This window comes from Microbacterium sp. VKM Ac-2923 (assembly GCF_022815605.1).
GTDB lineage: Bacteria > Actinomycetota > Actinomycetes > Actinomycetales > Microbacteriaceae > Microbacterium.
The window spans coordinates 81,448-101,222 of record NZ_JALGRP010000009.1; the positions used below are offsets into that span (position 1 = coordinate 81,448).

At 70.6% G+C, this 19,775-nt stretch carries 16 protein-coding genes; 3 read left to right on the top strand and 13 right to left on the bottom strand.

All coding sequences use genetic code 11. The features are described 5' to 3' along the window. Positions 1 to 31: 31 nt before the first annotated feature. From MT347_RS14310 to MT347_RS14330, 5 genes are all read right to left on the bottom strand, one after another. On the bottom strand, positions 32 to 1,366 hold the full coding sequence (locus MT347_RS14310; RefSeq protein ID WP_243501923.1) for a carbohydrate ABC transporter substrate-binding protein: 1,335 nt from the start codon (positions 1,364 to 1,366) through the stop codon (positions 32 to 34). Positions 1,367 to 1,736: 370 nt separating this feature from the next. Beyond that, on the bottom strand, positions 1,737 to 3,089 hold the full coding sequence (locus MT347_RS14315; protein WP_243501924.1) for a hypothetical protein: 1,353 nt from the start codon (positions 3,087 to 3,089) through the stop codon (positions 1,737 to 1,739). Between the two features lie 56 nt (positions 3,090 to 3,145). Next, positions 3,146 to 3,757 carry a hypothetical protein gene (locus MT347_RS14320; protein WP_243501925.1) on the bottom strand — a complete coding sequence of 204 codons (612 nt, stop codon included), beginning with the start codon at positions 3,755 to 3,757 and terminating at the stop codon, positions 3,146 to 3,148. A gap of 89 nt (positions 3,758 to 3,846) precedes the next feature. Beyond that, a complete protein-coding gene (locus MT347_RS18440; protein ID WP_243501926.1) occupies positions 3,847 to 6,942 on the bottom strand; it encodes a discoidin domain-containing protein in 3,096 nt (1,031 codons plus the stop codon). 41 nt (positions 6,943 to 6,983) lie between these two features. Then, positions 6,984 to 7,922 carry a peptidylprolyl isomerase gene (locus tag MT347_RS14330; protein ID WP_243501927.1) on the bottom strand — a complete coding sequence of 313 codons (939 nt, stop codon included), beginning with the start codon at positions 7,920 to 7,922 and terminating at the stop codon, positions 6,984 to 6,986. 83 nt (positions 7,923 to 8,005) lie between these two features. Between MT347_RS14330 and MT347_RS14335 the strand changes: the two genes are divergently transcribed. Further along, positions 8,006 to 8,929 (top strand): ROK family protein, encoded by a 924-nt coding sequence (locus tag MT347_RS14335; protein ID WP_243501928.1) that lies wholly within the window; start codon positions 8,006 to 8,008, stop codon positions 8,927 to 8,929. Positions 8,930 to 8,960: 31 nt separating this feature from the next. Here the strand turns inward: MT347_RS14335 and MT347_RS14340 are convergent, their stop codons facing one another. From MT347_RS14340 to MT347_RS18445, 8 genes are all read right to left on the bottom strand, one after another. Continuing rightward, a complete protein-coding gene (locus tag MT347_RS14340) occupies positions 8,961 to 9,632 on the bottom strand; it encodes a response regulator (RefSeq protein WP_243501929.1) in 672 nt (223 codons plus the stop codon). Next, a complete protein-coding gene (locus MT347_RS14345) occupies positions 9,629 to 12,244 on the bottom strand; it encodes a DUF4118 domain-containing protein (RefSeq protein WP_243501930.1) in 2,616 nt (871 codons plus the stop codon). The genes MT347_RS14340 and MT347_RS14345 overlap by 4 nt, the downstream gene beginning before the upstream one ends. Before the next feature lie 206 nt (positions 12,245 to 12,450). Next, positions 12,451 to 13,035, bottom strand: coding sequence for a potassium-transporting ATPase subunit KdpC (gene kdpC, locus MT347_RS14350; RefSeq protein ID WP_243501931.1), 585 nt, complete (start codon positions 13,033 to 13,035; stop codon positions 12,451 to 12,453). An 11-nt stretch (positions 13,036 to 13,046) separates the two neighbouring features. Beyond that, positions 13,047 to 15,353 (bottom strand): potassium-transporting ATPase subunit KdpB, encoded by a 2,307-nt coding sequence (gene kdpB, locus MT347_RS14355; protein ID WP_243501932.1) that lies wholly within the window; start codon positions 15,351 to 15,353, stop codon positions 13,047 to 13,049. Then, positions 15,353 to 17,038, bottom strand: coding sequence for a potassium-transporting ATPase subunit KdpA (gene kdpA, locus MT347_RS14360; RefSeq protein WP_243501933.1), 1,686 nt, complete (start codon positions 17,036 to 17,038; stop codon positions 15,353 to 15,355). The genes kdpB and kdpA overlap by 1 nt, the downstream gene beginning before the upstream one ends. A gap of 3 nt (positions 17,039 to 17,041) precedes the next feature. Next, entirely contained in the window at positions 17,042 to 17,128 is an 87-nt protein-coding gene (gene kdpF, locus MT347_RS14365; protein WP_076673219.1) for a K(+)-transporting ATPase subunit F, read from the bottom strand. After that, on the bottom strand, positions 17,128 to 17,268 hold the full coding sequence (locus MT347_RS14370; protein WP_243501934.1) for a hypothetical protein: 141 nt from the start codon (positions 17,266 to 17,268) through the stop codon (positions 17,128 to 17,130). The genes kdpF and MT347_RS14370 overlap by 1 nt, the downstream gene beginning before the upstream one ends. 141 nt (positions 17,269 to 17,409) lie before the next feature. Then, the gene (locus tag MT347_RS18445) at positions 17,410 to 18,327 is read right to left on the bottom strand and encodes a hypothetical protein (RefSeq protein ID WP_243501935.1); all 918 of its coding nucleotides are present in this window, start codon (positions 18,325 to 18,327) and stop codon (positions 17,410 to 17,412) included. Between MT347_RS18445 and MT347_RS18450 the strand changes: the two genes are divergently transcribed. Further along, on the top strand, positions 18,293 to 18,997 hold the full coding sequence (locus MT347_RS18450) for an Ig-like domain-containing protein (RefSeq protein ID WP_243501936.1): 705 nt from the start codon (positions 18,293 to 18,295) through the stop codon (positions 18,995 to 18,997). The two genes, MT347_RS18445 and MT347_RS18450, sit on opposite strands and share 35 nt — an antisense overlap. 309 nt (positions 18,998 to 19,306) lie before the next feature. Beyond that, complete coding sequence (gene arfB, locus MT347_RS14385) at positions 19,307 to 19,744, top strand: alternative ribosome rescue aminoacyl-tRNA hydrolase ArfB (protein WP_243501937.1); 438 nt, start codon at positions 19,307 to 19,309, stop codon at positions 19,742 to 19,744. Positions 19,745 to 19,775 lie beyond the last annotated feature (31 nt).

A 19,775-nucleotide genomic window follows, 5' to 3' on the forward strand; every position in this document is an offset into this window, starting at 1 on the left:
CGGCGGAGCGGCGGGCGACCGGTGGGTGGGACTACTTCGCGGCGGCACCGAGGCGGTTGCTCGCCTCGTTCACCTGGTCCTGCCACTGGTCGAGAGTGACCGTACCGTTGATGACGCTGTTGGCGGTGTCGAACAGCGTGGCCTTGAGGTCGACGCCGGGCACCGGCTCGGTGGCGGCGAAGCCACCCACGAGCGCCTTGACGTCCGGCAGGCTGTACGAGGCGTAGAACTCGGCCGAGTCGCCCGACAGGGTGTCGGCCAGACCCGTGATGGGCTGGACGGCACCGGTCTCGGCGAAGATCGCCGCGGCCTTGTCGGAGTACAGGAACGCGATGAAGTCCTTCGCGGCATCCTTGTTGGTGGCCCCGCTGGGAACCCAGGCGTTCTCCACGAACGTGGTCAGGTAGCGGTCGCCGCCGGTCTCGGGCGCGGGCACCGGGGCCAGGCCCCAGGCGAAGCCGTCGGCGCGGGGCGCGTCCTTCATCTCGTTGGCGATCCAGGTGCCGTTGGGCATGAACAGGACGGTGTCGTCGAGAATCGTCTGCTGGTTCTTCGTGAAGTCCTGGCCGTTGGCGTAACCGACGGTGGACGGCGCGGTGTAGTCGGTCAGCAGCTTGGTGGTCAGCTCGAGGGCTTCACGCGCCTCGGGCTGCTCCCACACGTTCTCCTTGTAGGTGACGACGTCACGGTAGAAGTCGTCGCCGCCGATGGACGACAGCAGCGCGAAGAAGTAGGAGTCGAGGTAGCCCGCGGTCGGGTACGTGAACAGCGAGATGCCTTCGGCCTTGGCGGTGTCGCCCAGCGCGAAGAAGTCGTCCCACGTGGTCGGCACCTCCCAGCCCTTCTGCGCGAAGAGGCCCTGGTTGTAGACCAGGCCCGTCGGCGAGGCGTACATCGGCATCAGGTAGACCTGATCGTCGCCGTAGGGGTTGGTGTTGAGGTTTCCGACGATGCCCTCGGTGAGCTTCGAGGAGACCGTCACGTCTTCGCCCGGGACGGTCTCGTCGAGGACGCTCGTGAGGTCTTCGAGGCCGCGGTCGCGGATGAAGCCCTCGGTGAAGCCCTCTTTGGCGCCCTGGCCGAGGATGACCACGTCGGGGAAGTCCCCCGCGGCCACCTGGGGCGTGAGCTCCTGGGCGAGGGTCTTGCTCGTCGTCAGTTCGATGGTGACGTCGGGCGCCACCTCTTTGTACGCGTCGACGACCTGCTGGTACATCTCCGACCCGTATCCGCCCTCGAAGGCGGCGATCTTCAGCGTGCCCGTCGAGCCGCTGCCGGATTCGTCCGTCTGTCCGCCGGCGCATCCGGCGAGGAGGCCGATGGTGGTGAGCATCGCCACCGCTCCGGCAAGTGTGGTCTTCTTCACGAGTTTCCTTTCGGCTGAGCCCGACACGCCCTCGGGTGGCGGTCGGCGCGGGTGCTGCGTGGCAGCGATCAACTTCTTCGTCTGATGCCCGATGGTGCGTGGGTGACATCATGATGGCAGCAATTGGCATCGATGACAACTGCTCACAAACGGTTGTGCCTCGACCGTTACGCAACGGAAACGAGGCACGTGCGTTCCTGCTCCCTCGCGGTCCGCGGGCGAGGAGTCGGCATCCGGTTCGCCCGGGGTCGGGGCCGCCCCGTGCGCGTCGCGGGCGAGGGCTCGCTCGCGTCCGAGGCGTTGGAACGGTCGTCTGTGGGACCGAGCCGTGGGCCGCGGCTCCGATGTTGCGTGCGATCGAGGCTATCGATCAGCAGCGCGGATCGCTCGCCGACCGGCGACGTGCCGCCACGCGCATCGCCGCGACGCCCGCCGTCACGACGATCCCCGCGGCGAGGACGCCCCAGCCGTCGACGGCGAGCCCGGTGCGTGCCAGACCGCCCGGTGAGGGCGTCGGTGTCGGTGTCGCGATGCCCGGGGTCGACGTGGGCAGGGAAGGACGCGGAGTCACGTCGACGTCGACGAAGACAGTGCTCGGGCCCGCGGCCGCGAAGCTCGGAGAGGCTTCGCTCACGCCGACGACGCCGGCGATCGCGGCGATGAGCACGACGGCGAGCCCCGCGTTCATCGACGCGCCTTGGCGTCGGCCCTCTTCGCGCGCGTCGTCGAGCATCCGGGCGACGTCCCTGCGACGGGCTGTGCCCCGCCAGCGCAGCAGAGCGAAGGCCAGCGCGAGCATCGCGAGCAGAAGCAGATGGCTCCACGGGATCGTTGCGACCGTGGACTGAGCGGTGGCGGCGACCTCGGGGAGCGGCTCGGCCCCCACGACGGCGACGGCCTCTGCGGTGGTGCCCACCTGGGTGACGAAGGTGGGCCACACCTCCGGCACCACGGTGGCGATCACGCGCGATTCGCCCGGGGCGAACTCGGGGATCTGCGCCGGTGTCGTGTCGATGGCGAATACGCCGAGGGGCCCGGCGGTGGTGACCCGGGGGAGCGCGCCGAGTCTGGTGTTGCCGGAGTTGACGATGGTGGAGGTCACCGTGAGGGAGCCGGGACGGAAGGGAGTCCACGACGGGGTGTAGATCGCCGTCTGGTCGGTGACCGACAGCGCGGGCGCGAGATCGCCGCGCACCCGCGTCATCACGCGGAAGCCGACGCGCGATTCCACGCCGATGGTGCTGTCGCCGGTGCGGATGCTCGCGGCGACGCCGGCGGGATGATCACCGGGGGTCGCGTCGGCGGGGACATCGACCCGGAAGGGGAGGATGACGCTGTCGCCGGCCCGCACCTCGACGGAGTCGGCGATCGAGATCCACGTCCCGGCATCGACCGACGCCTCGTCGGCGCGGAGCATGTTGAACCGGCCCGTGTCGGTGAAGTAGCCGTCTTCGGCGCTCAGCTGGAAGACGACGTCGACGAGTCCGCGGTTGGTGATCGACATGTGCTCGGTGACGGACTGCCCGGCATCCAGGGTCAGCTCCGTCCACGGCTCGCCGGTGGGACCGCTCGCGTCGGCCGGCTCCACCGACCAGGTCACGGTGTCTCCGGCGTCCGCCGACTCTCCGGCCTGGGCCGGGGTCGCGGCGATGACCGACGAGAGGGTGAGCACGGTCGTTCCGAGCACGATCGCGGCCGCGCGGAAGAGAAGACGGGGGAGCATCGTGGATCCGAAACGTCCGGCCCGGTCGAGGAGTCGACCGGGCCGGACAGGTGAGGTCACTCGAACAGCGACAGGGTGATGGTGGACGAGTACTGACCGGAGCTGACGGTCGCGGGAACCCGCAAGGTCAGATCCGCCGTCGCGGTCGAGCTGATGCCGCCCTCGGGCACCGCCTCGGCGTCGCTGAGGTACAGCAGTTCCTGGTCCTTGAGTCCGCGGCCCGCATCGCCCTGCAGTGCGCCGTCGACGTCGCCGCCCACCGAGATGGCGTCATCCTCGCCGCTGACCAGGCGCGGGCTCCACCCCAGATACTTCGCCTCGATGACGCTGCCGTCGGCGCTGGTGAAGTCGCTGGCGGAGCCCAGCACCGACCAGCGCGCACCGTCGGCCGTCTGCTCCGGGTCGCGGGTGTCGGTGACCGTGACCTGGGGCAGGACGCCGGTGAACTGGCGGGCGTCTCCGGTCGACCCCTGCTCGCTGAGCGTGGCGCGCCCGGGGGCGACGGTCAGGGCGAGGGTGCCGGGGCCTTCGAGCTGCGTGACCTCCACGTCGACCCCGATCTGGCTGTCGCCCACCGGGTCGGCCGCGACCGCGGCGATCGCGGCGCCGCCGGTCGTCATGAGCGCGGCGGCCAGGATGGCGATTCCCGCGCGTGTGGTGTTCTTCATGTTCTCTCCTTCGATGTTCGGGTGTCGGACGGGCACGGGCGCCCGTCCGGATGATCGGGCGGGGGCGTCGCCGGCCCCCGCCCGATCTCTCAGTTCTGGGCGCTGTAGGACGCCTGGACGCTCGTGCTGACCTTCTTGCCGTTCACGGTGGCGGTGGCGGTGACGGTCGCCGCACCCGCGGGGATGGAGGCCTTCGTCGAGTTGATCGACACGCTGACCTTCTGGCCCGGCTGCACCGTCGCGAACGACTTCTTGCCATACGCCGTGGTGATGTCGATGAGCACCGGCACGGTCGAACGGTTCACGGCGGTGACCGTGACGTACGCCTTGCCCGCGAGCTTCCGGGTGGATGCCGTCGCCTCCACGGAGAGGGGGTTCACGGCCGCGATCGCCGCGGTCAGAGCGGTCGTCGCGTTCGCGATGGCCGTCTGCGTGACGGTGTCGTTGCCCGAGCCGGCGCGGGTGCGGTTCGCGGCGTCGAGGACGCTCTGAGCCGCCTGCTTCTGCGTCTGCAGGGCGACATGTGCGGCGGAGGTCCCGGGCGCGACGGCGGCCGCTGTGGCCAGTGCCTTCTCGAGGGCGGTGGTGTCACCGATCTCGATCGACACGCGCGTGGTCTTGTTCGAGGCGAAGTCGAACACGATGCCGGAGGTGCCCAGCTCCTTGTCGGCGAAGAACGCCGGCGTGAGCGTGTACACCTTCGTCCCGGCATCGTCGGAGACGGTGTAGTCCGCGGCATCCAGGCTGCCCACGAGGGCGCCGGAGGTCGTGACGTAGCCGAGCGAGCGCACGGTGTCTCCGCCGAGGTCGACCCGGTACGACACGGTGTTGCGCGCAGACGACGCCTGCGAGGCGTTGCGGTCGTAGAAGCCGGCCGCGGGGGTCACCACCGGGTTGGTCTGCACCGTGCCGTTGTTGAAGACCTTGATCTCCCGCATGGTCGGCGCGTAGATCTGGCCGGCCTTGATGCCCGCGATCGACAGGCGCAGCTTGCTGCTGGTCTGCGCGTCGAAGCGGACGACCTTGCTGGTGCCCACGCCGTCGCCGGAGGCGAACGTCACCCACGAGTTCGTCGCCGCATCCCACCGCTGCAGCGAGAAGGCCGCGATGCGCGCGTCCGTGCCGGAGTCGGTGAACTCCGACAGGTCGACCTCGTCGAAGCGTGTCGACGCGCCGAAGTCGATGTCGATCGTGAGGGGGTAGGTGGCGTTGTCCGCCGCTGCCCACCGCGTGCTCGCATCGCCGTCGACGAGGTTGGCGGCCTTCAACGCGAAGTTGTTGTGCGGGTGGGTGGAGCTGGCGACCGCGGACTTTCCGAGCGCGAGGTTCGTGCGCGTGTCCACGCCGACGTTCTCGATCGGGTTGGTGTCGACCGGTGCGGTCACGACGGCACCGCGAGTGGCTTCGAACAGGCCGATGTCGGGCGCCGAGCCTCGGTAGTTGGGACTTCCGAAGAAGTCCGTCGTGCCGATGCGCTCGTTGTAGCGACCCTTGTCGATGAGGGGCGAGGTGTCCTTCAGCGTGAAGAGGCCGGCCGACTGACGGATGTTCTCGACTCCCGCGTTGCGCGCGTAGTCGGCCACCTTGCCCGTGAACTGCGGGTCGGCGGTGATCGCGGCGTCATCCTTCGGCTGCTGCGGCGACGCGACGCCACCGGTTTCGAAGTAGGCGTTGTTCGAGAACACGCCCAGGTCGAGCGCGCCGTCCTTGCGGTACCAGGTGGTCGGCGTCGTCGAGGTGTTGTAGAAGACGTTGTTGAAGAAGTAGACGCGGCTCTTCAGCACCTCGTCGTGGAACTGGTGCAGTTTGCTGCCGTCGTAGACGAAGACGTTGTTCGACACGTAGGTCGGCGAGTAGTTCGTCGACAGCATGTTCTTCCAGATCACGCCGTTGTCGTTCACCGACAGGTTGTAGCGCGCGATGGAGTTGCTGCTGTTACCCATGTACGACATCCAGCCGCCCTGGTTGTCGTGCGAGTAGTTGTACTCGTAGGTGACGTTGAAGTTCGTGAACTCGAGGTCCCACGGGGTGGCGTCGTACTCGTTGGCGGGACCGCCGTAGATCTCGTTGAAGCGCATGGTCGAGTCGGCACCGGCCCAGAGGTAGAGGCCGGCCGAGACCTGTCGGTACCGCTCCAGCCAGCCGTTGGCCTCGTTGTACTCCGCCAGCAGGCGCTGGGTGTTCGCGAACTGGTACGGGCCCTGGCCGATGCTCTCGGCGTAGTTGTGGCCGATGTAGACGTCGCGGCTGTAGAAGTCCTGATCCCGGACCCACAGCTGCTCCCAGCCCTCGTGGAACTTCCCGGTCTCATCGACACGTCCCTGCGCGTCACCGAACCAGTTGAAGGCGAACTGCACCGCGTGCAGTTCCACCTCGGTGAAGGTGTTGTTCTCGATCCGGATGTCCCGGAAGTGGTATCCGCCCTTGCCGTACGCGGTCCACTGCTGCGATCCGAAGACCTGGAAGTTGACGCCGCCGTAGTGGATGCGCTGCCAGCTGCTGGGACCGTCGATGTTGTGCACGTCGAGGTTCGAGATGCGGATGCCGTCCATCACGGTGTCGGCACCCGGGGCCAGCTTGTCGGCGTTGATCGATACCGAGACACCGTCGCGCACGAAGCTGCCGCTCGTGATGTCGGTGGCGAAGTCGTCGTCGTTGGACAGCTCGAGGTTGGCGATGTGCACGTATTCCTGGTTGCGCAGGTTCACCGCGCCGGTCAGGCCCACCGTGTCGGGGTTCTTCAGACCGTTCGCCGAGAAGGGGGACGTCACCTTGCCGTTCGTGCGGATGTAGGGCAGCCCGGCTGCCGCGTCACCGTACGCGTCGATGACGATCGGCTTCCCCGTAGTGCCCGACCCCTTGGGCCAGAGCTGCTGGTCTGCCCACGTCTCGCCACCCTTGAGCAGGATCCGGTCTCCGGGCTGGAAGGTGGTCGAGTTGACTCGGGCGAGGCTCTTCCACGCCTGATCGCGGGCGGTGCCCGAGGCGGTGTCGACGCCGGTGGTGGCGTCGACGAAATAGTCGGTGCCGCCATAGGGGTTGGCCACATTGCCGGCCCAGGTGGCTGCGTCGTCGCGCCCGGCGGCGCTGGCCGCGGGGACGACAGCCCCCCAGATCAGGGCCGAGGCGGCGGCGGTGGCGACGGCGTAACGGAACCAGTGGCTCCGTCGTCGTGCGTGTGTCACGGGACTTCTCCTTCGGGTAGGGGTGGTGCGGGTGGAGCGGGTCAGGGGGTGGCGACGACCTGGGCGGACCGGGCGTCGGCGATGAGGGCATCGAGGTGTTCGTCGACCAGCACCGCGCGGATGCGCGTGGCGTAGTGCGTGTAGGCGGCCTCCGTGTCCACCGACCGCCCGTCGAGGCGGTAGGCGACCCAGCCGCCGCGTTCGGAGAACGGGCCGAGGAGGGCTCCGTCGGCGGCGCCGACGATGGCGGCGGTGGCCTCGGGGCTGAGCGTCGCGGCCGCCAGCTGCTCGGCGGTCACGATCACCGCCTCGCCCGGTGAGGTGCCGAACACCCGCGCTGCGTCTCCGACGCGGATCGCTTCGGAGACGGCGGCGTCGGGGCTGCCGTCGGCGGCGGTGGGTACCTCGACGCGGGTCAGGCGATAGCTCGTGGCGGCGTCGGCCCACTGCCCGGGATCGGCGTCGAACCGGGCACGGACCTCGGCGTCGCTCACGTCGACTCCGGCCGCGCCCGACTCCAGCCGCGCGAGGGTGGCCTGGCGGATGTCGCTGAGCGACTTGCCGTAGAACGATGCGGCCTCGTAGGTCACCGGTCCGTACAGCACGCCGCCGGCGGACGCGCTCGATGCGCGCTGGTCGTTGACGTCATCGAGAACGCCGAGGATGTCGTCGGGTCGGGTCACGTCGCTCGCGCCGACCGAGCGTGCGACGGCGAAGAGCGCGAAGTCGTCACGGAGCGCGTCGAGACCGGCGTTCGGGTCGGAGCCGTCGGCCCCGGCGCGCTCGGCGCGCACCGTCCCGAGCGCGAGCTCGGCGTCGGACACCTGCACGTCGTCGATCCGAGGCGTGGCGTCGGACGCCGCGCTGCCCGCGCCGACGCCGACGACGACGGCGATGACGCCGGCCGCGACGAGCGCGATTGCAAGGCCTGTGCGGGACAGGCGGCGCGCGCGGGGAGGGCGTACAGCGGGGTGGGGCATCTTCGTCCTTCCAACGGTGGCATGATAATGACACAGAATGATATGGATAACAATGCTTGAACAAAGAGCATGAGGAGGAGCCCGTGACAGACCGAGGATCCGGGCGGGGCGTCTACGCCGGCGTCGACGTCGGGGGAACCAAGACCGCGGCGGTCGTCATGGACGAAGACGGAGCGGTGCTCGGTCGCGCACGGCGCCCCACCCGACCCGGGGAATCGGGGGTCGTGGAGTCGGTGGTCGCGGCGATCGCCGAGGCGCGACGGGTCGCCGGCACCACGGCACCGCTTCACGCGGCGGGAGTAGGTGTGCCGGGGGCGGTGGATCCCGCTCGCGGCTTCGTCGGTCGTGCCGTGAACATCGGCCTCGACGGCTTCGCGCTCGCCGAGGCCGCCACGGCCGCGCTGGGTGTCCCCGTGCGCGTCGACAACGACGTCACCCTGGCCGCGCAGGGCCTCGCGCACGCTCTCGGAGAGTCCTCGCTCGCACTGATCAACCTCGGAACGGGCTTCGGAGTGGGCGTCGTGCTCGACGGCGCCGCCCTGCGCGGGCACCGGGGCGCGGCAGGGGAGATCGGTCACCTCCCCTTCGACCCGCGGGGGAGCCGATGCGGATGCGGGCTCATCGGATGCCTGGAGCTCTCGGCGTCCGGAAGTGCCCTCGCCCGCGCTGCGGGGGGACGCAGCGTCCCCCAGCTCTTCGCCGACGCCGCCGCGGGGGAGGCGTCGAGCGCGACCGCCGTCGACGCGTTCTGCGCGGCGCTCGCGCTGGGCCTGCGCATCGTGGTGCAGGCCTACGACGTCGACACGGTGGCCCTGGGCGGCGGCGTCTTCGCTTCGCGGGAGGCCTTCATGCCGCGGGTGCGCGCCCTCATCGACGACCAGGCCGCGTCGTCATCCTTCCTCCGCGACCTTCGCATCACGGAGCGCCTCCGCATCGTGGACGACACGTCGTCGTCGGCCGCCGAGGGCGCCGCGAACTGGGTGCGGGAGCAGGTGGCGGTCGCCTGAGCGTCGGTCGCCGACGGCACGAGACGTCAGGTCACACGGCGAGCCGGTACCCCATCCCCTGCTCCGTGAGCAGGTGCACCGGATTCGTGGGATCGGCCTCGAGTTTCTTGCGCAGCTGCGACATGTACAGGCGCAGGTAGCCGCTGTCGGCGACCTGCTCGCTGGCCCAGATCTCCTTCAGCAGCGTCTGACGCGTGACGAGCGAGCCGGGGTGGCGCGAGAGGAACTCCAGCATCCGCCACTCGGTCGGGGTCAGGTGCACGCGGGCGCCGGCGCGCAGCACGGCCTTGGCGGCGAGGTCTACCTCCACGTCGCCGAAGCGCACCACCGATTCGCCGCTCGCGGGCACCGAGCGGCGCGCGTGCACGCGCAGGCGGGCGAGCAGTTCGTCGATCTGGAACGGCTTGGTCACGTAGTCGTCGGCTCCGGCATCCAGGGCCTCGACCTTGTCGGCCGAGCCCGTGCGTCCCGAGACGACGATGATCGGCGCGGCCGTCCAGCCACGCAGGGCCTGGATCACCTGCACGCCGTCGAGGTGCGGCATCCCCAGGTCGAGCAGCACGATGTCGGGGTGCGCGTGCGCGGCGAGCGTGATGGCCGCGGCGCCGTCGGCGGCGGCGACCACGTCGTAGCCGTGGGCGGCGAGGGTGATGCGCAGGGCGCGCACCAGCTGGGGGTCGTCGTCGGCGATGAGCACCTTCACGGGACGTCCTCTCGGGTTCCGGATGCCGCGCTCCGCGGCGCGGGGAGGGACGGGGGCTCGGGGCGGGCGCTCGCCGCGGGCGCGGGCGCGGGCTCGGCGAGGCCGGTGTACGGATCGTCGGCGGGGGCGTCGGCGGCGACGGGGAGGGCGATCACCATCGTGAGTCCCCCGCCGGGGGTGTCCTCGGGCGTGAGGGTGCCGCCCATGCCCTCGGCGAACCCGCGGGAGAGCGCCAGGCCCAGGCCGAGACCGGCGGTGTTGTCGGTGTCGCCGAGCCGTTGGAACGGCGAGAACATGTCCGCGCGGCGGTCAGCTGCGATGCCCGGACCGTGATCGATCACGCGGATCTCGGCGATGCCCCCGAGGCGGCTCGTCGCGAGGCGCACGCGCTGCCCGTCGGGGGTGTACCGGTCGGCGTTGGTCAGCACGTTCACGAGCACGCGTTGCAGCAGCACCGGGTCGGCCCGGAGCGCGGGCAGATCGGGATCGACGGCGAGCTCGACGGCATCCGGCCCCAGCCCCAGCTCGTCGAGGGCCGTGAGCACGACGCCGGCGGCATCCACCTCCGTCAGCGACACCGCCAGCACGCCCGCCTGCACGCGGCTCACGTCGAGCAGGTCGGTGACGAGCGCCGACAGCGTCGCGAGGCTCTCGTCGGCGGTCTCGAGAAGCTCGCGCCGGTCGTCGGCCGAGAGGGTGTCGCCCGCGGCGCGCAGGCCCCCGAGGGCGGCGACGGCGGCCGCCAGGGGGCGGCGCAGGTCGTGGCTGACGGCCGAGAGCAGGGCGCTGCGCACCTGGTCGGTCTCGGCGAGGGCCCCCGCCTCGGCGGCGGTCTCGGCGAGGTCGGTGCGCTCGAGAGCGGCGGCGAGCTGCGCCACGACGACGTCGAGCAGGCGGCGCTCCGACGCGTCGAGGTCGCCGCCGTGCAGCTCGAGTGTCGCGCGGCCGTCGCCGACGGGAATGGCGACGCGGCGGTCGTCGCGCACCGGTTCGCCGTCGGTGGCGAGCACCGTGCCGTCGGCGGTGACGAGTCGGACCCCGGCCAGACCGAAGGCCTCGCGGGCGCGGCTGACGAGGGCCGGTACGGCGCTCTCGCCGCGCAGCACGCTGCCGGCGACGGTGGCGAGCAGATCGGCCTCCGCGGCGGCACGGCGCGCGGCGCGGGCCCGGCGGGCCGCCTGGTCGACGACGACGCTGACGAGCATCGCGATGATCACGTAGAGCACCAACGCGATCGCGTGCACGGGATCGCTGATCGTCACCGTGTACAGCGGCTCGATGAAGAGGAAGTCGAGCGTGATCCCCGACAGCACCGCCGCGAACACCGCGGGCCAGATCCCGCCGATCAGCGCCACGACGACGACGAGCAGCTGGTACGCCAGCACGTCGGTGGTGATGGAGTCGTCGGAGCCTGTCGACAGCAGCAGCCACGACACCAGCGGCCCGCCGACGACGGCGGTGACGAAGCCGAGCAGGCGTCGCTTGGTGCTGAGCGCCGGACCGGTGAGGCGGGGCAGGGCGAACCGTCCGCCCGCGCGCGCGTGATTGACGATGTGCACGTCGATATCGCCCGAGGCCCGGATGACGGTCGCCCCGATGCCGGGGCCGGTCAGGGCGGCGGCCACGCGACCGCGGCGACTGACGCCGATCACCAGCTGCGACGCGTTGACCGAGCGCGCGAAATCGACCAGCGCGGTCGCGGGGTCGTCTCCGATCACCTGGTGGTAGCTCCCGCCCAGGGATTCGACGAGGGCGCGCTGCGCGGCGAGGGCGCCGGGGGCGTCCGGGCGCAGCCCGTCCTGGGTCGACACGTGCACGGCGAGCAGCTCGCCTCCCGCCGATCGCGCGGCGATGCGGGCGCCGCGGCGCAGCAGCGTCTCACCCTCGGGGCCGCCGGTGAGCGCGACCACGACGCGCTCCCGCGCCTGCCACGACCCCTCGATCCCGTGCTCCGACCGATATCGCTGAAGCGCCGAATCGACCTCGTCGGCCAGCCACAGCAGCGCGAGTTCACGCAGGGCCGTGAGGTTGCCGAGGCGGAAGTAGTTCGACAGGGCCGCATCGATGCGCTCCGCCGGATACACGGAGCCCGCCGCGAGGCGGTCGCGCAGCGACTGCGGGGCCAGGTCGACCACCTCGATCTGGTCGGCAGCGCGCACGACGGCATCCGGAACCGTCTCGCGCTGCACGACGCCCGTGATCTTCTCGACCACGCCGCCCAGCGACTCGATGTGCTGCACGTTCACGGTGGTGATCACGTCGATGCCGGTGGCCAGCAGTTCCTCGACGTCGATCCAACGCTTGGCGTTACGCGAGCCCGGGGCGTTGGTGTGCGCCAGTTCGTCGACCAAGGCGATCTGCGGCTCGCGCGAGAGCACGGCATCCAGATCCATCTCGTCGAGCACGACCCCGCGGTGCGCGAGCGCGTGGCGGGGGACGACCTCGAGTCCCTCGGCTTGCGCTGCGGTGGCGGCGCGGCCGTGCGTCTCGACGATCGCGATGACGACGTCTCGACCCTCGTCGCGCAGGCGCCGCCCCTCTTCGAGCATCTCGTACGTCTTGCCCACCCCGGGCGCGGCGCCGAGCAGTACGCGCAGCCGCCCGCGCTTCACGAGGGCCCTCCTCGGTCCGCCACGAGGGCCGAGGAGCACGCGAGGGAGGTCCCTGAGCCTGTCGAAGGGACCGGGTCTCCCGCGAACGCTTCGACCGGCTCAGCGACCACTTCCGGCTCAGCGACCTCTCCCGGCGCACCCCGCCGCCGAGCGGGACGCGCGGCGACGGGGGACGCGACGACAGTCATGTCAGCGATTCTCGTCGCTCACCGGGCGTCGAGCGCGCGGTTGAGCTCGACGACGTTCACCCGCGGCTCGCCGAGGAAGCCGAGATCGCGGGGCAGGGTGTGCGCGGCGACCAGGGCCGACACGTCGGAAACCGGGATGCCGCGGGCCTCGGCGACCCGCGCGACCTGGCGTTCGGCGTTCTCGACGGAGATGTCGGGGTCGAGGCCCGAGCCCGAGGCGGTGACGGCGTCGGCCGGGATCGATCCCGCTCCGTCGAGGGCGAGGGAGGCCGCCCGACGCTCCTCGATGGAGGCGATCAGGTCGCCGTTCTCGGGTCCGAGGTTCGATCCGCTCGAGGCCGCGGAGTCGTACCCGGCGGCCGACGGTCGCGACTGGAAGTACTGCGGGAGCGCCTGGCCGTCGGCATCCTCGAAGGACTGCCCGACGAGCTGCGAGCCCGTGACGGTCCCGTCGGCCGAGCGCAGCAGCGAGCCGTCGGCCGGGAACGGCAGGGCGATCCGGCCGACCGCGGTGATCAGCAGCATGTATCCGACGCCGAGGACGACGGTGAAGACGAGCATCGCGCGGACGGCGACACCGGCGGTACGCAGAGTGGTGCGCATGAGGAGACCTTTCAGAAGCCCGGGAGCAGGCTCACGACGAGGTCGATGAGCTTGATGCCGATGAAGGGGACGAGGACGCCGCCGAGTCCGTAGACGAGCAGGTTGCGGCTGAGGATGCTCGAGGCGCTGGCGGCCCGGTATCTCACGCCGCGCAGGGCCAGGGGGATGAGCACGACGATGACGATCGCGTTGAAGACGATCGCGCTGAGCACCGCCGAGGCGGGAGACGACAGCTGCATGACGTTCAGCACCGCCAACCCCGGGAACACGCCCATGAACATCGCCGGGATGATCGCGAAGTACTTGGCGATGTCGTTCGCGAGCGAGAACGTCGTGAGCGCGCCGCGCGTGATGAGCAACTGCTTGCCGATGCGCACGATGTCGATCAGCTTGGTCGGGTCGGAATCGAGGTCGACCATGTTGCCGGCCTCCTTCGCGGCCGAGGTGCCCGTGTTCATCGCGACGCCCACGTCGGCCTGCGCCAGGGCGGGGGCGTCGTTCGTGCCGTCGCCGGTCATCGCGACGAGGTTGCCGCCCTCCTGCTCGCGCTGGATGAGGGCGAGCTTGTCCTCGGGGGTCGCCTCGGCGAGGAAGTCGTCGACGCCCGCCTCGGCCGCGATCGCCTTCGCCGTCAGCGGGTTGTCGCCCGTGATCATCACGGTGCGGATGCCCATGGCCCGGAGCTCCCCGAACCGCTCGCGCAGCCCGTCCTTGACGACGTCCTTGAGGTGGATGACGCCGAGCACGCGGCCGACGCCGGTTCCGGTCCCTTCGACGGGCTCGGGGACCTCGGCCGCGAGGGAGGTGGCTGAGCCTGTCGAAGCCACCGGGCCCCGCGCGGGGGTCCACGTCGCGACGACCAGGGGCGTGCCGCCCGACTGGGCGATGGCATCCGTCTCGCTCTGCAGCTGCGCCCGCAGCGCCTCGGGAACCGGGGATCCGGATGCCGCGAGCCACGCCAGGACGGCGGACGCGGCGCCCTTGCGCACGAGCGTCCCGTCGGCGAGGTCGAGGCCGCTCATCCGGGTCTGGGCTGTGAAGGGCACGGGCTCTGCACCCCGGGGCATCTCGGCGACGACGCCCTGGGACGCGGCCAGCTCGACGACCGACACGCCCTCGGGCGTGGGGTCGGCCTCCGACGAGAGCGAGGCGTACTCGGCCAGCATCGGTGCGCCCACGCCGGACATCGCGACGAACGCCGAGGCGCGGCGGTTGCCGTAGGTGATGGTGCCGGTCTTATCCAGCAGCAGGGTGGTGACGTCTCCCGCGGCCTCGACCGCGCGGCCCGACATCGCCAGCACGTTGCGCTGCACGAGGCGGTCCATGCCCGCGATGCCGATGGCGCTCAGCAGGGCGCCGATGGTCGTGGGGATGAGGCACACGAGCAGCGCCACGAGCACGGGGATCGACACGGGGGACCCTTCGACAGGCTCAGGGACCACGTAGGAGGCGATCGGGTTCAGCACGAGCACCACGATCACGAATACGATCGACAGGCTCGCGAGCAGGATGTTCAGCGCGATCTCGTTCGGTGTGCGCTGACGCGAGGCGCCCTCGACGAGGGCGATCATGCGGTCGACGAACGTCTCGCCCGGTTTCGAGGTGATCGTCACGACGAGGCGGTCGCTCAGCACGCGGGTGCCGCCCGTCACGGCGCTGCGATCACCGCCCGACTCGCGCACGACCGGGGCTGATTCACCGGTGATGGCAGACTCGTCGACCGTGGCGATGCCGTGCACGATGTCGCCGTCGCCCGGAATCAGCTCGCCCGTCTCGACCAGCACGACGTCGCCGACGCGCAGGTCGCCCGAGGGCACGGCCTCGGTGGCGGCTCCGGATGCCGAGGGGTCGGCGGGGGAGTAACCGACGACTCGGCGCGCCGACGTCGTCGTGCGGGTCTTGCGCAGCGTTGCCGCTTGCGCCTTGCCGCGGCCCTCGGCGACGGACTCGGCGATGTTCGCGAAGAACACCGTGAGCCAGAGCCAGACCGCGATCGCCCAGGTGAACCCGAACGGGAGGGCGTCGGACGCTGAGCCGCCAGGGAACGCTGAGCCGCCAGGGGACGCTGAGCCTGTCGAAGCGTCACCGCCGAGGAACGGTTCGGCGACCGCGATGAGCGTGGTCAGCGCCGCACCCACCCAGACGAGGAACATGACGGGGTTGCGCCACTGCGACGCGGGGTTGAGCTTCTTGGCCGCCCCCGGAAGGGCGGCGACGACCTGGGCGGCGCTGAACGCGCGGCGCGGGGCTTCGGGGGCGTCGGACCCTTCGACGGGCTCAGGGGCCGACGGGCGGGGGGCGTGGGTGAGCGTGGACATCAGAGCGCAAGTCCTTCGGCGAGGGGTCCGAGGGTGAGGACCGGGAAGTAGGTCAGAGCCGTGACGATCACGGCGACGCCGGTGAGCAGACCCGCGAACTGCGGGCGGTGCGTCGGCAGGGTTCCGGCGGTGGCGGGCACGGCATCCTGGGCGGCGAGGGCGCCGGCGAGGGCCAGCACGAACACGATCGGCAGGAAGCGTCCGAGCAGCATCGCCACACCGAGAGCGGTGTTGAACCAGGGGGTGTTGGCGGTGAGGCCGGCGAAGGCCGAGCCGTTGTTGTTCGCCGCCGAGGTGAAGGCGTACAGCACCTCGCTCAGCCCGTGCACGCCCGGGTTGAGGATCGACGTCGACTCCACGTCATCCCGGATGCCGGGAATCCCGAAGCTCAGCGCGGTCCCCGCCAGCACGAGGGTGGGCGTGACGAGGATGTACAGGCTCGCGAGCTTGATCTCGCGCGGCCCGATCTTCTTGCCCAGGTACTCCGGCGTGCGGCCGATGAGCAGACCGCCGACGAACACCGCGATCACGGCGAGGATCAGCATGCCGTACAGGCCCGAGCCGACGCCACCGGGGGCGACCTCGCCGAGCATCATGTTGATCATCGGGATCATGCCGCCGAGCGCCGTATAGCTGTCGTGCATCGAGTTCACGGCGCCGGTCGAGGTGAGCGTGCTCGTGGAGCCGAACAGCGTCGAACCGAAGACGCCGAAGCGCACCTCTTTGCCCTCCATCGAACCGCCCGCGAGCATCGGGGCGGTGCCCGCGCCGACGGTCTCGGCCCAGGTGAGCAGGGCGGTGGATGCCGCGAAGATCGCTGCCATCACGCCGAGGATCGTGTAGCCCTGACGGTCGTCGCCGACGATGCGGCCGAACGCCCGGGGGAGCGAGATGGGGATCACCAGCATGAGGAAGATCTCGAACAGGTTCGTCCACGGGGTCGGGTTCTCGAAGGGGTGGGCGGAGTTCGTGTTGAAGAACCCGCCGCCGTTCGTGCCGAGCAGCTTGATCGCCTCCTGGGAGGCCACCGGCCCGCCCGGGATCGACTGCGCCGCGCCGGTGAGGGTCGTGGCATCCGTGAAGCCGTTCAGGTTCTGGATGACGCCACCCGCGAGCAGCACGACGGCCGCGACGACCGAGAAGGGCAGCAGCAGGCGGAAGGTGCCGCGCACGAGGTCGACCCAGAAGTTGCCGATCACCCCGCTGCGGCGGGACGCGAAGCCCCGCACGAGCGCGACGGCGACGGCGATGCCGACGGCGGCGCTCACGAAGTTCTGGACCGTGAGCGCGGCGAACTGCACGGTGTAGCCGAGTGTCGTCTCACCCGCGTACGACTGCCAGTTGGTGTTGGTGACGAACGACACCGCGGTGTTGAACGACAGGGCCTCGCTCGGGGCCCCGAGGCCCAGGGCGAACGGCAGCAGCGGCTGGAGCCGCATGAGCACGTACACGAACACGACGCCGATGAACGAGAACAGCAGCACCGAGCGCAGGTACGCCTGCCAGGTCTGCGCTCCGCGCGGGTCCACGCCCATCACGCGATAGACGCCGCGCTCGACGGCGAGGTCGCGCTCGCCGGTGAAGATGCGGGCGATGTGGTCGCCGAGCGGGCGGTAGGCCAGGCCGAGAGCGACGATGAGGGTGAGGCTGGTCAGGACGATGGACCAGATGGTTCCGGCATCCATGGGTCAGAACTTCTCGGGGCGGACGAGGGCGACCACGAGGTACACCACGGCGGCGACGGCGAGCACGGCGGCCAGGATCGAGAAGAACATCACGGTCGGTCCCCTCCCCGTGAGCTGGTGCGGGGCGACGAGGAGCGGGCCTCGGGGCCCAGCTTCTCGACCCCCTTCGCGACGAGGGCGACCAGCGCGAAGAGCGCGGCGGTCGCGGCGAGGAAGACGGCATCGAGCACGACGACTCCAGGTTCGGGAGAACCGCGGGGGACCGCGGGCGCCGCGGGGCGGCACGTGTGTCGATACAACTCCGCCGGGTCATGGCATCCCGGCGTCCTTACGGTTTCCGTACGGGTCGCTGGCTGACGCATACGGAGTGCTCACGGGTGGCGCTGACGCAGCGCGGGCGTCGCTGCTCTCGGCCGTCCTGAGACGCCGGCAGTCTCTCCACGGTGGGTGAACTTATACATGTGAGCGGTCGAAAACCGGCGAGACGCGGCAAGTCGGTTGTGCAGGGCCGCGATCCTGAGCGGGAGGCGTGACGGGCGGCGCGTCATGCCGTGCCCGTGTTTACCGAAGTGCAGAGGTGGAAACCGCATGGTCCGTGAGACGGAGAACATCGCCCGCGAGAAAGAGGGCGCGGCGCTCAGGGAGGGGCCGTCTCGGCGCATCGTGATCGGCGGCGCCGCGGTTGTGGTGCCGGCGGTCGTGATGATGGCGTCGAGTCCGGCGATGGCGGCATCGGGGCAGCGGAAGGTGACGGTGTCGGCGGTCCCGTCACCGGGGTCGGCTGCTTCGTCGGTGTCGACGGCGTCGGCGGGGTTCGACTTCGATGTCACCGTGAAGGTGACCGATGCGAGTGGGACACCTCTGAGCGGGCAGTCGGTGTCGCTGTCGGGCACGAGCGGTGTGTCGTTCGCGAAGGCAGACGGCACCACGGACGGGTCGGGAACGTTCACGACGGTTGCCTCGCTGAGTCTGTCGGGGACCGGGTCGGCGACAATCACGGCGTCCGCGGGCGGCGCGGGAGGTACGGTATCGGCGTCGACGTCGGTGACGTATCGGCCGCGGCTGATATCGGTCGTGGTGTCGCCCTCGGCGGTGGCGTCGGGCCAGAGCGCGACGGTGACGGTGAAGGTGACCACGGGCAGCGGCGCTGTGCTGAGTGGCGAGTCGGTGACGGTGTCGGTGCCGACGGGTGTCTCGTTGGCGCAATCCAGCGGCACGACGGATTCATCGGGTGTGTTCTCTACGGCCGCGACCGTGATCTCGAGCACCGGCGGGACGGCGACGATCACGGCGTCATCTCCGGGTGCGGGTGGTGCGATCTCGGGGTCCGCGAAGCTGACCTATCGCAGCCGGTCGATCAGCGTGGTCACCGACAACAGCTCGATCTGGTCGGGGAGCTCCGCAAACGTGACCGTTCAGGTGAAGGACGCGTCAGGCGGTGCTCTCGCCGGCCAGACGGTGACCCTGTCGGGTACGGACGTCTCGTTCGGCAAGGCCAACGGAACCACCGACAGCTCGGGGAAGTACAAGACGACGTTCACCTCGACGACGCAGGCCACTCCTCCGCCCTCCCGCACGATCACCGCGTCGTCCTCGAGTGCCGGCGGCACCGTGTCGGCGTCGGCGTCGTTCACCGTCAAGCGAACCCTGAACTACCGGATATCGGTCGCGTCGAACCGACTGGCCCTCGGTGAGACGACGACGGCGTCGATGACGGTCCAGAACAGCATGGGTTATGCCCTCGCGGGCGTCAGCGTCAAATACTCCGTGGGAACCGGTCTCGCCATCACGGGGGCGCAGTCCGGAACGACCAACAGCAGCGGAGTCTTCAGCACGACGGTTCGTCGGACAGGGGATTTCGAGAGCAGGGGGCCGGCCTACGAGCCGAGCTCCTATGTCGGCGCCGTCGTCGACGGCGATCCCGGGAACTCCCCTTCGGTGTCTGTTTACGCCAAGTGATGAGGTCGCCCCGCGCGGCTGAATCTTGCTGACGTCGCTGTGCTCCGCCCGCTCGTGCGGGCGGGGCGCAGCGGCGGATGGTCGCGCGACACGGGTGCGCATCCCCTTCTCTACTGCCCGGCGCGGCGCCCCTCACCCCGCGGTCGACGCCGCCGCAGGCGGTCGGCTGGCGACGACCGTCCGCGCGATTGCGACGGACGAACTATTCGGCTCCTAGGTGTGACACTCGCGGGAGGTTCGTGTGCCGAGATGTGCGCCGGAGCGGATCGGACCTCGGCGCCGTCGGCTTCGGCGTCGCATGATGGAGGCATGCTCTCTTCCGACGGTCCCGGCGTGCGGATCACCGCGCAGCTCGTGATCCCGGAGTCCGAGCTGTCGTGGCGGTTCTCACGCTCGTCGGGCCCGGGTGGGCAGGGCGTCAACACCGCCGACTCGCGGGTGGAGCTGAGGTGGGATGCCGCCGGCTCGGCGGTGCTGTCTCCCGTCCAGCGCGAGCGGGTCCTCGAGCGGCTCGGCCACCGCCTCGTCGACGGGGTGATCACGATCGCGGCATCCGAGCAGCGCGCGCAGCTGCGCAACCGCGACGCTGCGCGTGCCCGCCTCGCCGCGCTCGTGGCCGAGGCCGTGCGCCCACCGGCGCTGCCCCGCCGCGCCACAAAGCCCACCCGCGGGTCGAAAGAGCGCCGCCTGCAGGCGAAGCAGCGCCGCACCGACGTGAAGCGGATGCGGCAGCGGCCGACCGACTGACGGCGCACCCCATTCCCGCCGGCTTTCACGA